20 protein-coding genes and 1 tRNA gene are annotated in these 19,286 nt (G+C 65.8%); 1 reads left to right on the top strand and 20 read right to left on the bottom strand.

Going from position 1 to position 19,286, the window contains the following annotated elements; all coding sequences use genetic code 11:
- Positions 1-32: 32 nt before the first annotated feature.
- From ABS361_06570 to ABS361_06490, 17 genes are all read right to left on the bottom strand, one after another.
- Entirely contained in the window at positions 33-1,226 is a 1,194-nt protein-coding gene (locus tag ABS361_06570; GenBank protein XBY45906.1) for an NADH-quinone oxidoreductase subunit D, read from the bottom strand.
- Positions 1,227-1,230: 4 nt separating this feature from the next.
- Positions 1,231-1,503: a hypothetical protein gene (locus ABS361_06565; GenBank protein XBY45905.1), complete on the bottom strand. Its 273-nt coding sequence runs from the start codon at positions 1,501-1,503 to the stop codon at positions 1,231-1,233.
- 12 nt (positions 1,504-1,515) lie between these two features.
- Complete coding sequence (locus tag ABS361_06560; GenBank protein ID XBY45904.1) at positions 1,516-2,130, bottom strand: NADH-quinone oxidoreductase subunit C; 615 nt, start codon at positions 2,128-2,130, stop codon at positions 1,516-1,518.
- Positions 2,131-2,309: 179 nt separating this feature from the next.
- Positions 2,310-2,891, bottom strand: a complete 582-nt coding sequence (locus ABS361_06555) for an NADH-quinone oxidoreductase subunit B family protein (protein XBY45903.1) — start codon at positions 2,889-2,891, stop codon at positions 2,310-2,312.
- The gene (locus ABS361_06550; protein XBY45902.1) at positions 2,882-3,247 is read right to left on the bottom strand and encodes an NADH-quinone oxidoreductase subunit A; all 366 of its coding nucleotides are present in this window, start codon (positions 3,245-3,247) and stop codon (positions 2,882-2,884) included. Before ABS361_06550 ends, ABS361_06555 begins: the two co-directional genes overlap by 10 nt.
- Positions 3,248-3,773: 526 nt before the next feature.
- Positions 3,774-5,261: a pilus assembly protein TadG-related protein gene (locus tag ABS361_06545; protein XBY45901.1), complete on the bottom strand. Its 1,488-nt coding sequence runs from the start codon at positions 5,259-5,261 to the stop codon at positions 3,774-3,776.
- A 340-nt stretch (positions 5,262-5,601) separates the two neighbouring features.
- Positions 5,602-7,017, bottom strand: a complete 1,416-nt coding sequence (locus ABS361_06540; GenBank protein XBY45900.1) for a pilus assembly protein TadG-related protein — start codon at positions 7,015-7,017, stop codon at positions 5,602-5,604.
- A 310-nt stretch (positions 7,018-7,327) separates the two neighbouring features.
- Positions 7,328-7,918, bottom strand: coding sequence for a BLUF domain-containing protein (locus ABS361_06535; GenBank protein XBY45899.1), 591 nt, complete (start codon positions 7,916-7,918; stop codon positions 7,328-7,330).
- Between the two features lie 216 nt (positions 7,919-8,134).
- Positions 8,135-8,211 (bottom strand) — tRNA-Asp (locus tag ABS361_06530).
- Between the two features lie 199 nt (positions 8,212-8,410).
- Entirely contained in the window at positions 8,411-9,424 is a 1,014-nt protein-coding gene (cydB, locus tag ABS361_06525; GenBank protein ID XBY45898.1) for a cytochrome d ubiquinol oxidase subunit II, read from the bottom strand.
- Positions 9,421-10,833: a cytochrome ubiquinol oxidase subunit I gene (locus ABS361_06520; protein ID XBY45897.1), complete on the bottom strand. Its 1,413-nt coding sequence runs from the start codon at positions 10,831-10,833 to the stop codon at positions 9,421-9,423. Before ABS361_06520 ends, cydB begins: the two co-directional genes overlap by 4 nt.
- A gap of 208 nt (positions 10,834-11,041) precedes the next feature.
- Positions 11,042-12,190, bottom strand: a complete 1,149-nt coding sequence (tgt, locus tag ABS361_06515) for a tRNA guanosine(34) transglycosylase Tgt (GenBank protein XBY45896.1) — start codon at positions 12,188-12,190, stop codon at positions 11,042-11,044.
- A complete protein-coding gene (gene queA, locus ABS361_06510; GenBank protein XBY45895.1) occupies positions 12,187-13,290 on the bottom strand; it encodes a tRNA preQ1(34) S-adenosylmethionine ribosyltransferase-isomerase QueA in 1,104 nt (367 codons plus the stop codon). Before queA ends, tgt begins: the two co-directional genes overlap by 4 nt.
- 154 nt (positions 13,291-13,444) lie before the next feature.
- On the bottom strand, positions 13,445-13,816 hold the full coding sequence (locus ABS361_06505; protein ID XBY45894.1) for a BrnA antitoxin family protein: 372 nt from the start codon (positions 13,814-13,816) through the stop codon (positions 13,445-13,447).
- Complete coding sequence (locus ABS361_06500) at positions 13,770-14,048, bottom strand: BrnT family toxin (GenBank protein ID XBY45893.1); 279 nt, start codon at positions 14,046-14,048, stop codon at positions 13,770-13,772. Before ABS361_06500 ends, ABS361_06505 begins: the two co-directional genes overlap by 47 nt.
- Positions 14,049-14,159: 111 nt before the next feature.
- Positions 14,160-14,639: a peptidylprolyl isomerase gene (locus ABS361_06495; protein XBY45892.1), complete on the bottom strand. Its 480-nt coding sequence runs from the start codon at positions 14,637-14,639 to the stop codon at positions 14,160-14,162.
- 134 nt (positions 14,640-14,773) lie between these two features.
- Positions 14,774-15,175, bottom strand: a complete 402-nt coding sequence (locus ABS361_06490; protein ID XBY45891.1) for a TfoX/Sxy family protein — start codon at positions 15,173-15,175, stop codon at positions 14,774-14,776.
- A gap of 398 nt (positions 15,176-15,573) precedes the next feature.
- Between ABS361_06490 and ABS361_06485 the strand changes: the two genes are divergently transcribed.
- Positions 15,574-17,310 carry a DEAD/DEAH box helicase gene (locus ABS361_06485; GenBank protein XBY45890.1) on the top strand — a complete coding sequence of 579 codons (1,737 nt, stop codon included), beginning with the start codon at positions 15,574-15,576 and terminating at the stop codon, positions 17,308-17,310.
- A 97-nt stretch (positions 17,311-17,407) separates the two neighbouring features.
- Here the strand turns inward: ABS361_06485 and ABS361_06480 are convergent, their stop codons facing one another.
- Genes ABS361_06480 through ABS361_06470 form a run of 3 tightly spaced genes read right to left on the bottom strand, consistent with a single transcriptional unit; the run spans position 17,408 to position 18,962 of the window.
- Positions 17,408-17,971, bottom strand: a complete 564-nt coding sequence (locus tag ABS361_06480) for a DUF6680 family protein (protein XBY45889.1) — start codon at positions 17,969-17,971, stop codon at positions 17,408-17,410.
- Positions 17,971-18,306 carry a hypothetical protein gene (locus ABS361_06475; GenBank protein ID XBY45888.1) on the bottom strand — a complete coding sequence of 112 codons (336 nt, stop codon included), beginning with the start codon at positions 18,304-18,306 and terminating at the stop codon, positions 17,971-17,973. Before ABS361_06475 ends, ABS361_06480 begins: the two co-directional genes overlap by 1 nt.
- Before the next feature lie 59 nt (positions 18,307-18,365).
- Entirely contained in the window at positions 18,366-18,962 is a 597-nt protein-coding gene (locus tag ABS361_06470) for a CAP domain-containing protein (GenBank protein XBY45887.1), read from the bottom strand.
- Positions 18,963-19,286: the final 324 nt, after the last annotated feature.

The following is a 19,286-nucleotide window of genomic DNA, read 5'->3' as shown; positions in this document are numbered from 1 at the left end:
TCGGCGGACGGTCGCCCGTCCGCCGGACAATCTCACCGATCGACCTCGCCGAACACGATGTCGAGCGACCCGAGGATCGCCGACACGTCGGCCAGCAGATGACCGCGGTTCATGTAGTCCATCGCCGACAGGTGGGCGAAGCCCGGCGCCCGGATCTTGGCGCGATACGGCTTGTTGGTGCCGTCCGCGACCAGATAGACGCCGAATTCGCCCTTCGGCGCCTCGACCGCCGCATAGACCTCGCCCTCGGGCACATGGAAGCCCTCGGTATAGAGCTTGAAGTGGTGGATCAGCGCTTCCATCGAGCGCTTCATCTCGCCCCGCTTCGGCGGCACCACCTTACCGTCGGTCGACGACACCGGGCCCTTCTTCTCCGACCCGAGCAGGCGCTCGACGCACTGCTTCATGATCTTCACCGACTGGCGCATCTCCTCCATGCGGATGAGATAGCGGTCGTAGCAGTCGCCGTTCTTGCCGATCGGAATATCGAAGTCGAGCTCGGAATAGCACTCGTAGGGCTGCGACTTGCGCAGGTCCCACGCCGCGCCCGAACCGCGCACCATCACGCCCGAAAAGCCCCAGTTCCAGGCCTCCTCCAGGCTGATCACGCCGATGTCGACGTTGCGCTGCTTGAAGATGCGGTTCTCGGTCAGGAGCGCGTCGAGATCGTCGACCACCTTCAGGAACGGATCGCAGAACGCGCCGATGTCCTCGACGAGCGCCTGCGGCAGATCCTGATGGACGCCGCCGACGCGGAAGTAGGCGGCGTGCATGCGGCTGCCCGAGGCGCGCTCATAGAACATCATGAGCTTCTCGCGCTCCTCGAACCCCCACAGCGGCGGGGTCAGCGCGCCGACGTCCATCGCCTGGGTCGTCACGTTGAGGAGATGCGACAGCAGACGCCCGATCTCGGAATAGAGCACGCGAATGAGCTGGCCGCGCTTCGGCACCGTGATGCCGAGCAGCTTCTCGACCGCCAGACACCAGGCGTGCTCCTGGTTCATCGGTGCGACATAGTCGAGCCGGTCGAAATAGGGCAGCGCCTGGGTATAGGTCTTGACCTCGATCAGCTTCTCGGTGCCGCGATGCAGCAGGCCGATATGCGGATCGACGCGGGTCACGACCTCGCCGTCGAGCTCGAGCACGAGGCGCAAGACGCCGTGCGCCGCAGGATGTTGCGGGCCGAAGTTGATGTTGAAGTTGCGGACCTGAGCTTCAGCGCCCATCGCGTCACTTCCTCGAACCCGTCGCCTTCACCGATCCGGTCCGGATCTCGGAGCCGTCCGCTTCCGTTGCGGCCGTCTCCGTACCCGGACGGAGGCTCAGACTATGCCAGGCGATCAGATATCCGATCCCCAGGCCGACCAGAATGTGGACGAGCCAGTTCCAGTTGAACCGGATCGTCCGCTCGAACCATTGTGCCGCGCCCGTCAGGACCGGCACGACGAGGATCGCGAACAGCGCGGCGAGAGCGAGAACCGTTTCCCAGCCGCGACCGTCCAAGACCCCCTCCGATCAGTTGCCCCTCGCCTTCTCGTCGCCCGGCAGCCCGTAGTCGGTGCCTTCCCAAGGCGAAAGAAAGTCGAAATTGCGAAATTCCTGCACGAGCCGGACCGGTTCGTAGACCACCCGCTTCTGCGCCTCGTCGTAGCGGACCTCGACGAAGCCGGTGAGCGGGAAGTCCTTGCGCAGCGGATGCCCGTCGAACCCGTAGTCGGTCAGGATGCGACGCAGATCCGGATGCCCGGTGAACAGGATGCCGTAGAGATCGTAGGCCTCGCGCTCGAACCAGTCGGCCCCCTTGAACAGGGACGTCGCGGACGGCACCGGCGTGACCTCGTCGGTCTCCACCTTCACCCGGATACGCCGATTCTTCTTCGGCGACAGCAGATGGTAGACCACATCGAAGCGCTTCTCGCGGTTCGGGTAGTCGACACCGGCGATATCGGTGATGTTGACGAACTGGCAGGCCGCGTCGTCGCGCAAGAACGCCAGCACGTCGAGGATCGCCGCCGCCTCGGCCTCGACGGTCAGCATGTCGACGCCCAGGGCGACCGCGCGGACCTTCGGCCCGAGCGCCGCGGCGATGTGCTGTCCGAGATCGGCGGCCTCAGTGGTGGCCTCAGTCATGGGTCGACTGCCCCTCTTCGACGACATCCGGGCTCGACAGAGCCCGGTTCGGGACGACACCCGGATGCGAGCGCACCCGGCCGGAAGGATCGGGTCCGGGAGGACCCGCGATGTTCGCACCGAACGAGCCGAGCCCGGACGGCGGGCGCCGGCGCGGAGAACCGCGCCGATCGGCCGTATCAGCGTTCGATCGTACCCGTGCGGCGGATCTTCTTCTGCAAGAGAAGCACGCCGTAGAGCAGCGCCTCGGCGGTCGGCGGGCAGCCGGGGACATAAATGTCGACCGGCACCACGCGATCGCAGCCACGCACGACCGAATAGGAATAGTGATAGTAGCCGCCGCCGTTGGCGCAGGAGCCCATCGAGATGACGTAGCGCGGCTCCGGCATCTGGTCGTAGACCTTGCGGAGCGCGGGCGCCATCTTGTTGGTCAGCGTGCCGGCGACGATCATGACGTCGGACTGGCGCGGCGAGGCGCGCGGCGCGAAGCCGAAGCGCTCGACGTCGTAGCGCGGCATCGAGAGCTGCATCATCTCGACCGCGCAGCAGGCGAGACCGAAGGTCATCCACATGAGCGAGCCGGTGCGCGCCCAGTTGATGAGATCGTCGGTCGCGGTGACGAGGAACCCCTTGTCGGCGAGTTCGGCGTTCACCTCGAGAAAGAACGGATCGGTCGCGCCGACCGGCTTGCCGGTCGAGGGATCGATGATCCCCTTGGGCTTCGGCGCGACGAGCGGCGACGTGGCAGGGCTCAGTCCCATTCCAGGGCTCCCTTTTTCCATTCGTAGACGAAGCCGATCGTCAGCACACCGAGGAACACGATCATCGACCAGAAGCCGACCCAGCCCACATCACCGAAGGCGACCGCCCACGGAAACAGGAACGCGACCTCGAGATCGAAGATGATGAACAGGATCGACACCAGATAGAACCGGACGTCGAACTTCATGCGCGCGTCGTCGAAGGCGTTGAAGCCGCATTCGTAGGCCGACAGCTTCTCCGGATCGGGGTTCTTGTAGGCCACGAGGAACGGGGCCACCAGGAGCGCCAGACCGATCACGGCGGCGATGCCGATGAACACGACGATCGGCAGATATTCGCTGAGCAGGCCTTGCATCGATCGACCTCTCGTCCGGCCGGACGGCCGGGGATAAGGGACGGCGACACCGCGGCACAGGGTGCGAGACCGGTTTCGTCGGCCGGAACGCCCCGTGCGGCGACCGACCCACGCGACAGATCCGCGCGGCCGGTCATGCGGCACCGCAATGAAGGCACGCTTAGCCCAGTGGCCGAACGGACGCAAGCACCTTGGGAAGGTTCTATGGTGGCATGTCCGGGCTGGGGAACGAGAGATGGGCACGCCGCCGCGCAATGTCCATATCTCGCTGAATAAAATACCGAATCAGGACTGGAGCGCCACGGTAACAGCGGGCTGCGGACCGCGCGCCACCGGTCGCCGCAGGCCTGCGGCGCGTGGCTGTTCAGTGACTTTTGACCAAGGTTGCGACTTCCGCGCCGGACGCGGGCGGATCGGCGCTGCAAAACAACGTCACCGACACGAATCGCAACCCACCGCCGACGCCCCTGCCCCGACTCCGGCGCGGTTCGTCTGCTCGCCGCGGCCGCAGCGCGACGAGCCGGGCTCAGCGGGTCAGATAGACCTTGGCGATCGGCCCGACCCCTTCAGGAACCGGCACGTCCGAGCGGCTGTAGTTCGAGTTCAGATAAAGGTTCGCGCTGCGATTCATGAACACCCGCCGCGCGACGATGATCGTATAGGCCGAGCCCTCGGCGATGCGCTTGGTCGAGGCGATCGCGAGCAGGCCACGCGACAGATAGACGGTGCCGAGCAGGTTGCGGGCGTTGTCGCTGATGATCTGATGCTGGATCAGCAGCGTGTTGCTCCGGTCCTCGAAGAACAGGATACCGGCGAGCGGGCCGTCTTTCGGTGCGGCGAGATCGATGGTCGAATCCACGTCGAAGTAGATCCGCGCGCTCGCATCGACGCGCCCCGCAGCCTGCTGCGGCTGCGACTGCCGCCGAACCTGATTTCGGTAGGCGTTTACCGCGCCGCCGAGCCCCTGCCCGCCCTGCAACAGACCTCGCACCGCGGAGACGAGCTCGCACTCCTGCCCCATCCGCGGCACGACATAGCCTTCCCCGCGGACCGCCGCCTCGAGCCAAGGCGCGCCGAAATTGACTTCCTGGGTCGTCCTGTCGCTGAACGGACTGACGTTGCTCGGCGACTGGCCGGTCAGGAAGAAGCCGACGCCTGTGCCCTGAAGCGTTCCCCCCGCCGCGACGGCGAGCCCGAACCGGATCGTGTAGATGCCGGGGTTGAGCCGCGCGACACCGCCCTCCTCGACGATCAGGCCGCCGCAATAGACGCCGGGATTGAGCACGACGCTCTGACGGCGGACGACCACGGTCTCGGTGTGATCGCACCGCCCGAGCGCCGGCTGCTTGCGACCGGCGAGCGGGTCTTCCAACGTCGGACAATCGGTGATCGGCGATGGCGTGAAACTGGCGCTGCCGGTCACGCCGCCGACGGTGCAGATGGTGGTCGCGTGCATCTGCGCGCGCCCCTGGGCCGACAGGCCATCGCTGCTCCTGCTGTTGTCGTAGATGCCGCAGCCCGGTGCCGTCACCATGGCCGCGTCCTGCAAATTGACCGCCTTCGACCCGTCCGGATCGAGCGACACCATGCAGACCGGCGGCGCCTTGCCGACGTGGGCGACCGCATTGACGCCGACCACGCTCGACTGCCCGAGGATCGGCATCGGCAACGTCACGGTGGCCGACAGCGAGACCGAGACGCCCGAGTAGTTGTCGACCACCTTGGCATCGATCTGGGAAGAGAGCTTCGCCTGCGACAGGCCGGCTGTCGCGATCTCGCGGGCGACGACGATGACGCGTTCATTCTCCCGCCCCGCCAGCGCGAGTTCCTTGGCCGCGCCCGTGGCCGCCGCATCGGCGATCTGCTGCAGTTCGACGCGCTTCAGCGCCAGCCAGCCGTAGTCGGTGGCCGCCGCCGCCAGCACGACCAGCGTCGGTACCGCGAGCGCGAACCAGACGACGACGCTCGCTCGCCGATCCCGACCCAAGCGCTGGAGGCAGATGTCGAAACGCATTTCCTAAGACCTTTAATTCCCCAAAGGCAAATTAGGTAATACCCCTTAATCAAGGCTTTCAACCGAAGATCGGATTGTGTCAAATGACATAAAATTCCAGACTGTCACCACAACTAAAAAACGCAATACCTATTTAATCGCGTAATTCAAGATATCACAGTTGTCGCAAACAGGAATTTTTCCGGATCAATATTCAGATATATCCTTCTCTATCAACATAGGCGACAAACCTCGACGCCGTTTTTGCCGCGCAGGCACTGAATTACACCAGACCATTGACAACGGCATGCGCGCCGCGCCGCCGTGCAGCGACGCGGTCAATGGCAGAGCAACGACGATGTCAGTTCGACAGGTAGACCTTGCGCGACGGCCCGACGCCCTCCGGAACCGGCACTTCGGTCTTGTCGTACCCCCTGTTCAGAACCAGGTTGGCATTGCGGCTCATGTAGAGGCGCCGGGCCACGATGATCGTGTAGGCGGACCCGTCGGCAACTTTCCGGTTTGCCGCGACCACCAGCGCTCCGCGCGACAGGTAGATGGTGCCGAGCAGGTTATGAGCGTTGTCGCTGGTGATCTGGTGCTGCAGCAGCTCGGTATTGCGGCGATCCTCGAAGACGAGGATCCCGGCGAGCGGACCATCCTTGGGCGCGGACAGATCGATCGTCGACAGCGTCGCGAAAAAGAGGCGCGGACTGCCGTCGACCAGCGACAGGACTTGCCCCCCCGCCTGCTTGACGAGAGCACCGGCGCCATTGCCGCCCGTCACCTCGCTCAACCCGAGCGATTGGATCACGTCGCGGGTGAGCTCCGGCTCCATCCAAGGCAGCGCCGCCGCACGCAAGTCTTTCGTGCGGTCGACATTGCTCGGCGCCTGGGAGGTCAGATAAAAGCTGACGTTGTTGCCGATCAACGTGCCGCCGCCGTTGACGGCCACGCCGAAGCGCACCGCGTAGATGCCGGGATTGAGCTTCACCGTGCCGCCCAGCACCTGGATGCCGCCGCAGTAGAAGCCGGGATTGAGCGTGACATGGCCGCTGGTGACGAGAACGGTCTCGGTGTGGTCGCACCGGTCGACCGTCGGGGGCTTGCGGTAGGCGAGCGGGTCTTCGGCGACCGGACAATCGGTGATCGGCGTCGGCGTGAAGCTGCTGGCGCCAAAGACGCCGCCGCTCGAGCAGATCGTCATCGCGCGCATCGCGGCCCGACCCTGTGCCCACAGCGCCATCGCATTGTCGCTGTTGTCGAACACGCCGCAACCGGGTGCGGTCACCTGGGCGAAGTCCTGCAGATACATCGCCCGGTTCGCCTTCTGGTCAAGCGACATCATGCAGACCGGCGCCGCATTGGCGAGGCGCGCGATCGCGGTGACATCGACGACGCTCGACGACGCGAGCAACGTGATCGGCAGATCGACCGTCGCGCTGAGGCCGACCTTCACGGCCGTGTACTTGTCGATCACGTCGACCGCGGTCTCGGCCGAGATCTTCTTCTGGGTGAGGCCGGCCGAACTGAGCTGTCGCGCCACCGCGACGACGCGCTCGCGCTCCTGCCCGGCGAGTGCCAGCTCGCGCGCGGCGCCCGTCGCGGCGGAATCGGCAACCGATTGCAGTTCCGTGCGCTTCAGGACGAGCCAGGCATAGTTGGTCGCGGCAGCGGCCGCCCCCGCCAGCAGCGGCACGGTAAGGGCGAACCACACCATCACCGAGCCGCGCCGAGCGCAGGCGAACCGACCGAGAAATTCAGACAACGCAGCCATGAAGGCTCCTAGAGTTCCATCCTGCGAGTATCTGCAAAAATCCTAAGGGTTCGTCTATTGAACCGATGAAACCTCAGTCTATCTGGGCAATAATCGCTGTCACCCGCGCCGTTATCGGTTCAGATGCGGTTCAAAATCGTTTTTGGCGCGTACAATTGTCGCAATTCACCACGTATACGCGCACAACCAACAATTACATCAATTGTCGTATTTTTGACATTTCAGAATATTCCGAAATCGATATGGAATTAGCGCGCCGACCCTGGTGGGCAGCTGCGTCATTTCGGACGACCACAATCGACACGAATTCTCAGAGCGCGCTGCGGTTGACCGGACTCCGCTCGACCTCCGCGGGCACATGCGGCATCCGAGCCGGCCGGAACGGCACGTCCGCGCCACCGGCCGCACTCACCCCCGCCGACGGGCCGGGCCCGCCGGACTGGCGCGCAGCGCCGCCGGCGCGCTGGACATAGGGACTGTCGAGCTGCGTCACGTCCGCGAGCAGGCCGAGGATCGCCTCGCCGGTCATGCGGGTCGGATCGAGGTGGTTGGTGACCGAATGGCGCAGGAACAGCCGATCGAGCGCCTCGCTGTTATGGCCCGCAAAGGCGACCGTCCAGCCGACGAACCGGCGCACCGCGATCTCCTCGCAATGGCACAGGGTCAGATGGCTCAGACGCTCGTCTTGCGAGATCTTCAGGAACTGCCGCGTCAGCAGCTCCCGCTCGCCCTCCATGCCCTGCACGAAGTACCGGTCGCTGAACGCCAGCGCCCCGGACAGGCCCGAGGCGGCATCATAGGCCGTACAGGCCGACAGGATGACCTTGACGAGATCGCTCGCCCGCGCCCCGTTCGGGCGGATGTTGTTGTGGGCGTAGAAGATGACGCGACTGAGCAACATGGCGCGCCTCCTTTGATGGTCGACACTGAAATTTCAATACCAAAAACTGAGCGAAGCCTTAAATCGATTGAAGCCAAAAAGTTAACGCATGCGTTTTTGCAGCTTGCCAACGCATGCAAGACGCGACGACAATCCAGCCTGCGGCGGCCTCTCGATCGAGGCCGCCGGTCAGGCGGATCTTCATTGTGCGGAAGACCTTCCCATCGGGAAGGAAAGTGGCGGGAGTGACGGGGCTCGAACCCGCGACCTCCGGCGTGACAGGCCGGCGCTCTAACCGACTGAGCTACACCCCCGCTCGCCTCTGGCGCAGCGGATCGTGTCCGCCGCCGAGGTGTGGGTCGTTTACGGCCCCCCGCGGATGAAGTCAAGCGCGGGGTGTGCGAGATTTTTTCAGTCCCGTGACAGGGCCGTGGATAACTCCAAGTCCTTGACGCAAAAAGGCGCGCGCTGCCGTCGTTTTTTCGACGTGCATGGCGCGCGCCATTTTCGCGCTCAATGATACCCCTCCCCGGCCCCGATCCGGCCCCGGAACGTCCAGTAGACGAAGGCGGTGTAGCCGAGCACGACCGGAATCATGACGAGCGTCCCGATCAGGAAGAAGACGAGCGATTCAGGTGCCGCCGCCGCGTCCCAGACCGTCATCGACGGCGGCACGATCATCGGGAACACCGAGATGCCCAGACCGGCGAAGGCGAGCACGAAGACGCCGATCGTGACCGGGAACGGCAGCGTGTCGTTGCCGTTGCGGGCATGGCGCCAGACCCAGTAGAGGAACGCCGCCGTCAGCGCCGGCAGCGGCCAGAGCAGCGCGATGTTCGGGAACGAGAACCAGCGTGCCGCGATCGCCGGGCTGTGGATCGGCGTCCACAGGCTGACCGCGGCGACGAAGCCGCCGACCGCGATCGCCAGCGGCCCGATCAGCCGCCGTGCCTTCTCGGTGATGTCGCCATGGGTGCGCAGCACCAGCCAGCCCGCGCCGAGCAGCGCGTAGCCGGCCATCAGGCCGAGGCCGCACAGGACCGAGAACGGCGTAAGCCAGTCGAGCGGCCCGCCGGCGAAAGCGCCGTTCTCGACCTTGATGCCGGACAGGAGCCCGCCGAGCACGCATCCTTGAAAGAACGCCGCCGCCATCGACCCGAGCATGAAGGCAAGATCCCAGGCCCGGTGGTTCGGCTTCGCCGCGAAGCGGAACTCGAACGCGACACCGCGGAAGATCAGCGCCAGCAGCATGGCGATGACTGGGATGTAGAGTGCCGGCATCACGACCGCGTAGGCCTTCGGGAAAGCGACCCACAGGCCGCCGCCGCCGAGCACGAGCCAGGTCTCGTTGCCGTCCCAATAGGGCGCGATCGAGTTCATCGCCTGATCGCGCTCGCCCTCGTCGCGCAAGCCCGGGAACAGGATGCCGATACCGAGATCGAAGCCGTCCATGATGACGTAGAGCACCACGGCGACCGCGATGATCACGGCCCAGACGACCGGCAGCAGGTCGGCCGTCGCGCTCATGCCGCGCCTCCCGTGGTCTTGGCGGCATGACCGGCCGCGCCGAGCGCGCCGGAGAGCGGCCGCGACGGCACGCCCTCCTCCTCGGCCGTGACGGCCGGCGCCGGGCCTTTCACGATCATGCGGTTGATGTAGTAGATGCCGGCCGCGAACACGACGCCGTAGACGACGACGAAAGCCGCGAGCGACGTCGCCACCACATGCGCGGGCACCGGCGAGGCCGCGTCGGCGGTCCTGAGAATGCCGGTTGCGATCCACGGCTGCCGGCCGATCTCGGTGACGAACCAGCCGGCCACGATGGCGAGGAAGCCCGCCGGCCAGGCGACCGTCGCCGCATCGAGATAGAGCCGCCAATTGTCGAGCCGGCCGCGCCACCAGGCGAAGACGCCGACCCAGGCGAGCGCCAGCATGGCGAGCCCGAGCCCGACCATGACGCGGAAGCCCCAGAACACCGGCCAGACCGGCGGCCGATCCACAGCGGCGAAGTCCTTCAGCCCCTTGAAGCGGCCTTCCCAGTCATGGGTGATGATCAGGCTGCCGAGCTTCGGGATGGCGAGTTCGTAGTCGTTGCGCTCGGCCTGCTGGTTCGGCCAGCCGAACAGCACGAGCGGCGCCGGACCGTCATTGTCCCAGTGCCCCTCGATCGCGGCGAGCTTGGCTGGCTGGTGGTCGCGCGTGGCGATGCCGTGGAAGTCGCCGATGATGATCTGCAGGGGCGCCAGGATCGCCGCGAGCCCGAGCCCCATGTGCAGCATGACGCGCGATTCCGGCACGAAGCGCCCGCGCCTGAGGTGCCTTGCGCCGACCGACAGCACCACGATCGAGGTGGTCAGGTAGGCCGCGATCACCATATGGGCGAAGCGATACGGGAACGTCGGATTGAAGATCACCGCGAACCAGTCGGTCGCGTGCGCGACGCCGTCGCGCATCTCGTAACCGGCCGGCGACTGCATCCAGCTGTTGGCCGACAGGATCCAGAACGCCGAGATCGCCGTGCCGATCGCCACCATCACCGAGGCGAGGAAGTGCAGCCACGGCGGCACCCGGTTCCAGCCGAACAGCATGATGCCGAGGAAGGTCGCCTCCAGGAAGAAGGCGGTCAGCACCTCGTAGCCGATCAGCGGACCGATGACGTTGCCGACCACGACCGAGAAGCGGCTCCAGTTGGTGCCGAACTGGTAGGAGAGCACGATGCCGGAGACGACGCCCATCGCGAAAGAGATCGCGAAGATCTTGGTCCAGTAGCGCGCGAGCCGGTGGTAGAGGTCGTCGCCCGTCCAGAGCCAGCGCCCTTCGAGCGTGGCGATGAAGGCCGACAGGCCGATGGTGAAAGCCGGGAAGATGATGTGGAACGTGATGGTGAAGCCGAACTGGATTCGGGACAGGACCGTCGCGTCGAGGTTTTCGAGCATGATCGTCCTCGCGTCGCCGGCCCGCACCCCGATGCCGCATGCATCGAAGGCCTGTCCGGCGGGTGTCCTTTGCGCCCGAGGATCGGGGCGAAGGACGAACCGATGATGACAGCCTCACGGCCGACGCCGTAACGCCGACGCTTCACATCGGGTTCGCTCGCGTGATGACGATAGGGAGAAATACGCAGGCCGCAGCACGGGCCTGGCGTCACAGCGCCGGAATGTCTCCCGCGGCCCAGCCCGCCTTGACCTCGGCCTTGTGCGCCTCGAACCGGCCCTCCTCGATCGAACGGCGGATTCCGGCCATCAGATCCTGGTAATAGGCGAGGTTGACCCAGGTCAGCAGCATGGCGCCGAGCGCCTCTCCGGTGCGGACCAGATGATGCAGGTAGGCGCGCGAGTAGTCGCGCGCGGCCGGGCAATCGCTCTCCTCGTCGAGCGGGCGCGGATCATCGGCATGGCGGGCGTTGCGCAGGTTGACCTTGCCGCGCCGCGTATAGGCGAGGCCGTGGCGGCCCGCGCGGGTCGGCATCACGCAGTCGAACATGTCGATGCCGCGCGCGACCGACTCGATCAGGTCGTCGGGCGTGCCGACGCCCATCAGGTAGCGCGGCCGATCCGCGGGCAGTGCCGGCGTCGTCGCCTGGATCACCCGCAGCATGACCTCCTGCGGCTCGCCGACCGCGAGGCCGCCGAGCGCATAGCCGTCGAAGCCGATGTCGACGAGGCCCTTGGCCGATTCGAGCCGAAGATCCTCCAGATCGCCGCCCTGCACGATACCGAAGATGCCGTGGCCGCGCTTGCCGAAGAACGCCCGCTTCGACCGCTCGGCCCAGCGCAGGCTGAGCCGCATCGCGCGATCGATCTCGGGCCGCGTGTTCGGCAGCGAGACGCATTCGTCGAGCTGCATCTGGATGTTGGAGCCGAGCAGGCCCTGGATCTCGAGGCTCCGCTCGGGGGAGAGCTCATAGCGCCGGCCGTCGAGGTGACTCTGGAACGTGACCGCCTTCTCGGTGACTTTTCTGAGCTTCGACAGCGACATGACCTGGAACCCGCCGGAATCCGTCAGGATCGGATGCGGCCAGTTCATGAACGTGTGCAGCCCGCCGAGGCTCGCGACCCGCTCCGCGCCGGGGCGCAGCATCAGGTGATAGGTGTTGCCGAGCACGACATCGGCGCCGAGCGCCCGGACCTGCTCGGGATACATGGTCTTGACGGTCGCCTGCGTGCCGACCGGCATGAAGGCGGGCGTGCGGATTGCCCCGTGCGCCGTCGTCACGGTGCCGCGCCGGGCCATGCCGTCGGTCGCATGCAGTTCGAAGCCGAAGGCCGGGATCTCGTCTGGAAGCGTGGTCATGCGCGTTCCATACCCGGCACGGCGTCCGCACGGAAGAGCAGCGAGGAATCGCCGTAGGAGTAGAAGCGGTACTGCTCGGCGATCGCATGCGCATAGGCGCGGTGCATCAGGTCGAAGCCTGCGAAGGCCGAGACCAGCATGAACAGCGTCGACTTCGGCAGATGGAAGTTGGTCATCAGCGCGTCGGCGGAACGGATCGGCCGGCCGGGCGTGATGAAGATGTCGGTCTCCGCCGAGAACGGATGGATGCGGCCGGTCTCGTCGCAGGCGCTCTCGATCAGCCGGAGCGAGGTCGTGCCGACCGCCACGATGCGGTTCCCACGTGCCCGCACCGCATTGAGCGCCGCAGCCGTCTCGGCGGTCACAGACCCCCATTCGGCATGCATCTTGTGCTCGGCCGTGTCCTCTGCCTTCACCGGCAGGAACGTACCGGCACCGACATGCAGCGTCACGAAATGCCGCTCGATGCCGCACGCCTCGAGCCGCGCGAACAGCTCCGGCGTGAAGTGCAGCCCCGCGGTCGGCGCAGCGACCGCGCCCTCCTCGCGGGCGTAGATGGTCTGGTAGTCGGCGAGATCCTGCGCGTCCGTCGGCCGTTTGCCCGAGATGTAGGGCGGCAGCGGCACCGAGCCGACCGCATGGATCGCGAGATCGAGATCCGGGCCGGAGAAGTCGAACCTGAGGACGACCTCGCCGGTCTCGGCCTTCTCCTCCAGCGTCGCCCATACCTCGCCGAGCAGGCAGGCGCGGCCGGCCTCGCCGATCAGCACGCGGTCGCCGGGCTTGAGGCGCTTGCCCGGCCGTGCGAAGGCGCGCCAGCGATCCGCCGCCTCGCGCCGGATCAACGTGAAGGTGACCGCCGTACGATTGTCGTCGCGGACGCGCACGCCGTGGAGTTCCGCCGGTATGACCTTGGTGTCGTTGAAGACGAGTGCATCGCCGGGCGCGAGCAGATCCGGCAGATCGCGCACGACGCGGTCTTCCAGCGCCGGCGCGCCGTCCGGACGGACGACCAGCATCTTGGCGCTGTCGCGGGGCGAGACCGGCCGGAGCGCGATCCGCTCCGGCGGCAGGTCGAAATCGAACAGGTCGACGCGCATGTCGGGATCAGGAACTCGGTTGGTCTTGGCCGGCCGCGCGTATGCGGGCGCCGGGCAACGACGAAGAAAGAGCAGGACGGGGCGCCGCCAATGGCGGCAGGCACCCCGGGCTGCGGCGGTCACCAGCCCGTCCGGCGCCCGGTGCGGATGGTCGTCACCCCTGCCCGACTTCCGGATGCGCGGCAAGCCATTCCTTGAGCGCCGCGTCGATCCGGGTCTGCCAGCCCTTGCCGGTCGCCTTGAAGCGGTCGAGCACTTCGGGCGAGAGCCGGATGTTGACCGCCCGCTTCGGCGCCTCCGAGCGCGGCCTGCCGCGCCGGATCAGCTTGTCGCCGATATACCAATCCGCCCGCTCGAACATTTCCTCCGTCCACTCCGGATTGTCCTCGTAGTCCTCCGGCTTGTTGACGTAGGCATCGGCCTTGGCGAAGTCGGAGCCGTAGACGCGATCGTCGTTCCGGGTACGCTTCGCCTCAGCCTCAATGGCCGCCAAGAAGGCCTCGGTAGCGCGCTTGTTCTCGGTCATTGGCGTACCTCATCGATATGATGCGCCGGCCGCCCTCCCGAGCCGTCCAGCACAGCGAGACCATCCGGCCCCGCAGATAGCCGAAGGTCACGAACCGTTCCTCGCCGTAGTCGAACCGCAGATCGGGCGCGGAGATCGCCGGTCCGTCAAACACGTGGCGCGCATCCTCGAAATCGAGACCACGCTCCTCGATCGTCTTCGCCCGTTTCGCCGGATCGTAGGAGATCCTCATGACGACGCCCTGCCAGCCTGCCCGAAATCCGAATTTTTGTCACCACAAAAATTCAGACACAAACAGGATAGCAGGGCGCCAATCACAACCCTAGATAATTTCAGCCTGACTTCAGGCTGCGATGTCGGCCGCGACCTTCATCGAGATGATCTTGTCGGGATCGCGCACCGGCTCGCCGCGCTTGATCTTGTCGACGTTCTCCATGCCTTCGATCACCTTGCCCCACACCGTGTACTGCCGGTCGAGGAAGCGGGCGTCGTCGAAGCAGATGAAGAACTGCGAATTCGCCGAATTCGGGTTCTGCGCGCGCGCCATCGAGGCGGTGCCGCGCACGTGCGGCTCGGCGTTGAACTCGGCCTTGAGGTTCGGATACGACGAACCGCCGGTGCCGGTGCCGTGCGGGCAGCCGGTCTGGGCCATGAAGCCCTCGATCACGCGGTGGAACACGATGCCGTCGTAGAAGCCTTCGCGCGCGAGCTTCTTGATGTGGTCGACGTGGCCCGGGGCGAGATCCGGGCGCATCGCGATCACGACGCGGCCCTTGGTGGTCTCCATCACGAGCGTGTTTTCCGGATCCGTGATCTCGGTCATGGGACGTCCTCGTCTGGCCGGATTGCTTTGTCCGGCGGATCGTTCGGGCGCCGGGCGAGCCCGGCGGCGAGGCCGCGGTTATGCCCTCGAATGCGCGGAGCCGCAACCGATCGTAACGGAAGCCTCCACTCCGCTCACAGGTCCGGCGGCTCCGCCTTGCGCACCGACCCGGCCTTGGCCCGCGGCTTCGCAGGCTTGCGGGTCGGCTTCTCCGCGCTGCGCATCGCCGCGCCGATGCCGTGACGGGCCCAGATCAGAAACTCGTCCGGGTCGTCGAACACCCGCTCCGGCGCGCGCCGATAGCTCATCACGACACGCTCGCCGGTCTTGGCCGTATAGCCGAACGGCTCCAGCGCCTCGGCCTCGAACAGGTGGGCGCTCTCGGCATCGACCTTGAAATAGAGCACGTCGGCGACGACGATCCCGAACATGCGGCCATCGCGAAACAGCCCGACGCCGCCGAACATGCGCTTCATCGCGACGCCGCCGATCGGCTCGGCCAGTTCGCGGATCAGCTCGATCAATCCCTGGTCCATCGCAACTCCCCGCGCCGTCAGCCCCTCGTCCGCGCTCCAATGTCGCGTGCCGCCAGGCTGCGCGCCCGCCATTCCGTAATGAGCCGGACAAAACGCGCGTCCAAAACCGTTCACCGTTTCGGCTCAGACGATTTGCGGCGTTGCAGCATCGCCCTTGACCCCGGCCATCGAAGCGCGCATATACGTCTCACGCGTCGCCGCTTCGAACAAGTTGCGGCAGACCGGCGTGGCGTGATCGGCTCTTTCCTCAATCGAGCCTGCCCCGGTCCTCTTGTTCGCGATCAATCGCTCGACTGCCCTAGATCACGCGGGTCGTCATTCTCATGACCCGTGAGCGACCGTCTTCGTGGGAGCGTCCCCGAAGCGGCACGCGGGTCTTTGCTTCGAAAGAGCACCCGTTGACCGATTTTGAAAGCCTCGGCCTCGCCGAACCGATCCTCAAGGCCCTCGCGACCGAAGGCTATACCACCCCGACCCCGATCCAGGCCAAGGCCATCCCGGAAGTGCTGCAGGGCCGCGACATCTGCGGCATCGCGCAGACCGGCACCGGCAAGACCGCCGCCTTCGCCCTCCCCATCATCGACCGTCTCGCCCGCGAACCGAAGCGCGCCGGCCCGCGCCGCGTGCGCGTGCTGGTGCTGTCGCCGACCCGCGAGCTCGCCAACCAGATCGCCGACAGCTTCAACACCTACGGCCGCAACCTGCGCCTGTCGGTCGCGGTCGTCGTCGGCGGCGTGCCGATCGGCAAGCAGGAGCGTCGCCTCTCGGGCGGCATCGACATCCTGGTCGCCACGCCCGGCCGTCTGCTCGACCTTGTCGAGCGCAGCGCCGTGTTCCTCGGCGACACGGAAGTCCTCGTCCTCGACGAGGCCGACCAGATGCTCGACCTCGGCTTCATCCACGCGCTCCGCCGCATCGCGACGCTCGTGCCGAAGAAGCGCCAGACGCTGTTCTTCTCGGCCACCATGCCGGGCCCGATCGCGAGCCTCGCCGACACCTTCCTGACCAATCCGGTCAAGGTCGCGGTCGCGCCGGTCTCCTCGACCGCCGAGCGCGTCGACCAGAGCGTCATCTTCGTCGAGACCGCGCGCAAGCAGCCGCTGCTCGAGACGATCCTGCGCAATGTCGACATGCAGCGCGTGATCGTGTTCACCCGCACCAAGCATGGCGCCGACCGTGTCGTGAAGCATCTCGACCGCGCCGGCATCGAGTCGGCCGCGATCCACGGCAACAAGAGCCAGGGCCAGCGCGAGCGCGCGCTCGGCGCGTTCAAGACCGGCCATTGCCGGATCCTGGTCGCGACCGACATCGCCGCGCGCGGCATCGACGTCGACGGCGTCACCCACGTCGTCAATTTCGACCTGCCGAACGTGCCGGAGTCCTACGTCCACCGCATCGGCCGCACGGCCCGCGCCGGCGCGTCCGGCGAGGCGGTTTCGTTCTGCAACGGCGAGGAGCGTTCGTTCCTCAAGCAGATCGAGCGACTGACCCGTCGCCCGATCCCGGTGCGCCCGATGCCGGAAGGCGTCGCGACCGCCGCGGCGTTCCGCTCCGAACATGCCGCCCAGGACCGTCTCGAGGAAGAGAACGCCGAGCGCAACCGCGATCACGGCCACGGCCGTCCCGAGCAGGTCGGCCGCAATCGCCGCCCGTCGCACGGCGACGAGCGCGGTCATGGCGGCCGCGGTCCGTCGCGTGGCAATGGTGGCGGCTTCGGCGGCCAGGGTCGCGGCAACGGCGGTGGCTTCGGTGGCCAGGGCCGCGGCCGTCGCGCCGAACCGCGTGAGGACGGCCGTGACGTGCATCCGGCCTTCGCGCCGGCCTCGGCCCGCGATTTCGCTGGCAACGGCCAGGCCAACGAGGGCCGCGGCGGCTGGTCGCCGCACGCCGACGCCCGCCCCTCGCACGAGGAGCGGACCCGCGAGGCCCGCCCGGCGCGCGCCGAGCGTCCGCATGGCGAGCGTCCCCATGGGGATCGCGCCCAGGCCGGCCGCCCCGAGCACCGCAACCGCGACCACGCCGGCGGCAAGCCGGCCGGCGAGCGCAAGTCGGATCGCCCGGCCCGCGGCCCGCGCGACGGCCAGTCGCTGCCGAACTTCGTCAAGGGTGGCGAAGGCCGCGGCCATCGCCGCTGATAGCCTAAGAAGCCACTGATCTCGAAAAGCCCCGATTTAGGTCGGGGCTTTTTTTTGCTCAGTCACATCAAAAGCAAAGAAGATATCTAGATCGCCGCTATTGCTTCGGAGTCGGAGGAAACGGCCCAGAGCCGGAGCCACTTAGGAGGAAATTGATCACTGACAGGCCACGCTTGTTTTCTAAAAGCTCAATAAACAGGTTACGCAGCCGCCTAGTGTTGTTCTCATCATCAAACCACACCTGCGGGGAATAACCTAATTGTTCAATATCGCGCTTTTCAGCATTGTACCCCAGCTCAGACGCCATAGCAGCAAGAAGTTCGATAAACTTGTCATCTCGCTCCTGTGTGAAATTAATCCTCTCCGCATTGAACATGCTGATGTAAGCTCTGTACGCAACCAAAACGTTCGCACAATCTCGAAAATACACCAAAACAAGGTTTAGCGCGTTTACGTGTTCCTGACCCAACCTAAACGCACGAGTTTTCATGAGCACAGCGAAGAGATCGGCGCGTTGACCAATCAACCGATCTCGCTTCTCATTTTCTTTAGCAACCTGAACAGCCCTGATTGGACCGAAGTACACGGCAAAAATTGTTACCAACAAGATCGCAAGATTTATCAAATCCTTTAGTTGAAAATCATAGAAATTTGAGGTCATCACAACCCCCTGATTTTTTTGAGCGCAACATTCACGGGGCCAACAGGGGTCTCAAGGCGCAAAAACGTTTTTTCAATTTGATCGACTTTTGTCGAGACATCTACATCATACTTCATTCCGTTCGATCCAACGACAACGCCCTGCACCAAGGCTACGTTCGGTGGGATTGTTACGGTTACCTTCCCTAAAAGCTGACCGTCAACTTGGATGACATAACTGCCATCGAACAGAGCGCCCAATGCGTCGGCGCCCGTCAAGACCCCGTCGTTCAGGATAAACATCCCGATGCCGTTTCCGGCCGTGCCGGCAAAGTATCCCGCGTAGAACCCATTCATGACCGCACCCGCTCGCCTCGCAACGACACGGATTTACATATCATCAAAGGTTGTTGAAATCACCAGCGCACGGCGAACGGCCCCGTCCCCGCCGGCTGGCCGGCGCCGCGCGGCTTGGCGAAGATCAGGCACCAGTAGACCTGATAGGGCACGTTCGGATTATAGGCCGAGCCGATGCCCATATGGGTCATCTCGGGATCCTTCATGCCGCGGTCATGGGCGGGCGAGCGCTTCCAGCCCTCGAACACCTCTGGGAAATCGCGGTAGCCCTCGCCGATGTTTTCGCCCGCCGTGGCATAGGCATAGCCGATGGTCTTCAAGCGCCGGTCGATCGGCCCGTACGGATCGAGCGCGTGGCTCATCTTGCCCGCGGCGGCCATGTGCTCGGCGTATTCGCGCGCCGCGCGGCCGAGGGTCGAATCGAGCGTCAGCGGCCCCGAGCCGGCCGACGCACGATAGGCGTTGATTGCCGCGACCGCCTGCGCCGGGTCGACCGGGCGATAGGCCTTGCTCGACACGGTGGTGCCGAGCTTGGCCTTGTCGCCGGACAGAAAATCGAGGCTGCCACAGCCGGCGAGCGGCAGCAGCGACGCCGTCGAGGCGAGCGCGAGGATACGACGGCGGACGGGCGAGAACGGCAGAGACGGGCGCGGCATGGGCGGCGGATGTCCAGGGTGGCGGCAAGGGAGCGACGCTCCTGCACGCCGATCATGGCGGCGCCGGGGCGAACAGGCATGCGAGCATAGCCCGAGTCGGCCGATCGGCGCGCTCACGCAGCGGCCCCGTGCAGGATCCTCGACATCGGCACCGAGGAGGCCGCGTCGGCCGCAGCGTCCGCGCCGAAACCCCTTGCATGCCGAACCACGCCCGCCCCGCGGCGAAGCGGGGCCGAGCGGCATCGACAGCGAGCGTGACACAACGACGGTCGGCCGAGGGTGTGGCATGGCATGGCATGCGACGCGAAAGACCCCATCCCGCCG

It is taken from the genome of Ancalomicrobiaceae bacterium S20, assembly GCA_040269895.1.
GTDB lineage: Bacteria > Pseudomonadota > Alphaproteobacteria > Rhizobiales > Ancalomicrobiaceae > Methyloraptor > Methyloraptor flagellatus.
This window is presented reverse-complemented; position numbering and strand designations above follow the sequence as displayed.

What these genes read in the sequence shown, in the direction of transcription:
- tgt (XBY45896.1), bottom strand. Translation starts at nt 12,190, where the DNA reads ATGACCACGCTTCCAGACGAGATCCCGGCCTTCGGCTTCGAACTGCAT.
- ABS361_06475 (XBY45888.1), bottom strand. Translation starts at nt 18,306, where the DNA reads ATGAATGGGTTCTACGCGGGATACTTTGCCGGCACGGCCGGAAACGGC.
- ABS361_06495 (XBY45892.1), bottom strand. Translation starts at nt 14,639, where the DNA reads ATGACCGAGATCACGGATCCGGAAAACACGCTCGTGATGGAGACCACC.
- ABS361_06480 (XBY45889.1), bottom strand. Translation starts at nt 17,971, where the DNA reads ATGACCTCAAATTTCTATGATTTTCAACTAAAGGATTTGATAAATCTT.
- ABS361_06560 (XBY45904.1), bottom strand. Translation starts at nt 2,130, where the DNA reads ATGACTGAGGCCACCACTGAGGCCGCCGATCTCGGACAGCACATCGCC.
- cydB (XBY45898.1), bottom strand. Translation starts at nt 9,424, where the DNA reads ATGAGCGCGACGGCCGACCTGCTGCCGGTCGTCTGGGCCGTGATCATC.
- ABS361_06520 (XBY45897.1), bottom strand. Translation starts at nt 10,833, where the DNA reads ATGCTCGAAAACCTCGACGCGACGGTCCTGTCCCGAATCCAGTTCGGC.
- ABS361_06570 (XBY45906.1), bottom strand. Translation starts at nt 1,226, where the DNA reads ATGGGCGCTGAAGCTCAGGTCCGCAACTTCAACATCAACTTCGGCCCG.
- ABS361_06555 (XBY45903.1), bottom strand. Translation starts at nt 2,891, where the DNA reads ATGGGACTGAGCCCTGCCACGTCGCCGCTCGTCGCGCCGAAGCCCAAG.
- ABS361_06545 (XBY45901.1), bottom strand. Translation starts at nt 5,261, where the DNA reads ATGCGTTTCGACATCTGCCTCCAGCGCTTGGGTCGGGATCGGCGAGCG.
- queA (XBY45895.1), bottom strand. Translation starts at nt 13,290, where the DNA reads ATGCGCGTCGACCTGTTCGATTTCGACCTGCCGCCGGAGCGGATCGCG.
- ABS361_06540 (XBY45900.1), bottom strand. Translation starts at nt 7,017, where the DNA reads ATGGCTGCGTTGTCTGAATTTCTCGGTCGGTTCGCCTGCGCTCGGCGC.
- ABS361_06500 (XBY45893.1), bottom strand. Translation starts at nt 14,048, where the DNA reads ATGAGGATCTCCTACGATCCGGCGAAACGGGCGAAGACGATCGAGGAG.
- ABS361_06470 (XBY45887.1), bottom strand. Translation starts at nt 18,962, where the DNA reads ATGCCGCGCCCGTCTCTGCCGTTCTCGCCCGTCCGCCGTCGTATCCTC.
- ABS361_06490 (XBY45891.1), bottom strand. Translation starts at nt 15,175, where the DNA reads ATGGACCAGGGATTGATCGAGCTGATCCGCGAACTGGCCGAGCCGATC.
- ABS361_06535 (XBY45899.1), bottom strand. Translation starts at nt 7,918, where the DNA reads ATGTTGCTCAGTCGCGTCATCTTCTACGCCCACAACAACATCCGCCCG.
- ABS361_06505 (XBY45894.1), bottom strand. Translation starts at nt 13,816, where the DNA reads ATGACCGAGAACAAGCGCGCTACCGAGGCCTTCTTGGCGGCCATTGAG.
- ABS361_06550 (XBY45902.1), bottom strand. Translation starts at nt 3,247, where the DNA reads ATGCAAGGCCTGCTCAGCGAATATCTGCCGATCGTCGTGTTCATCGGC.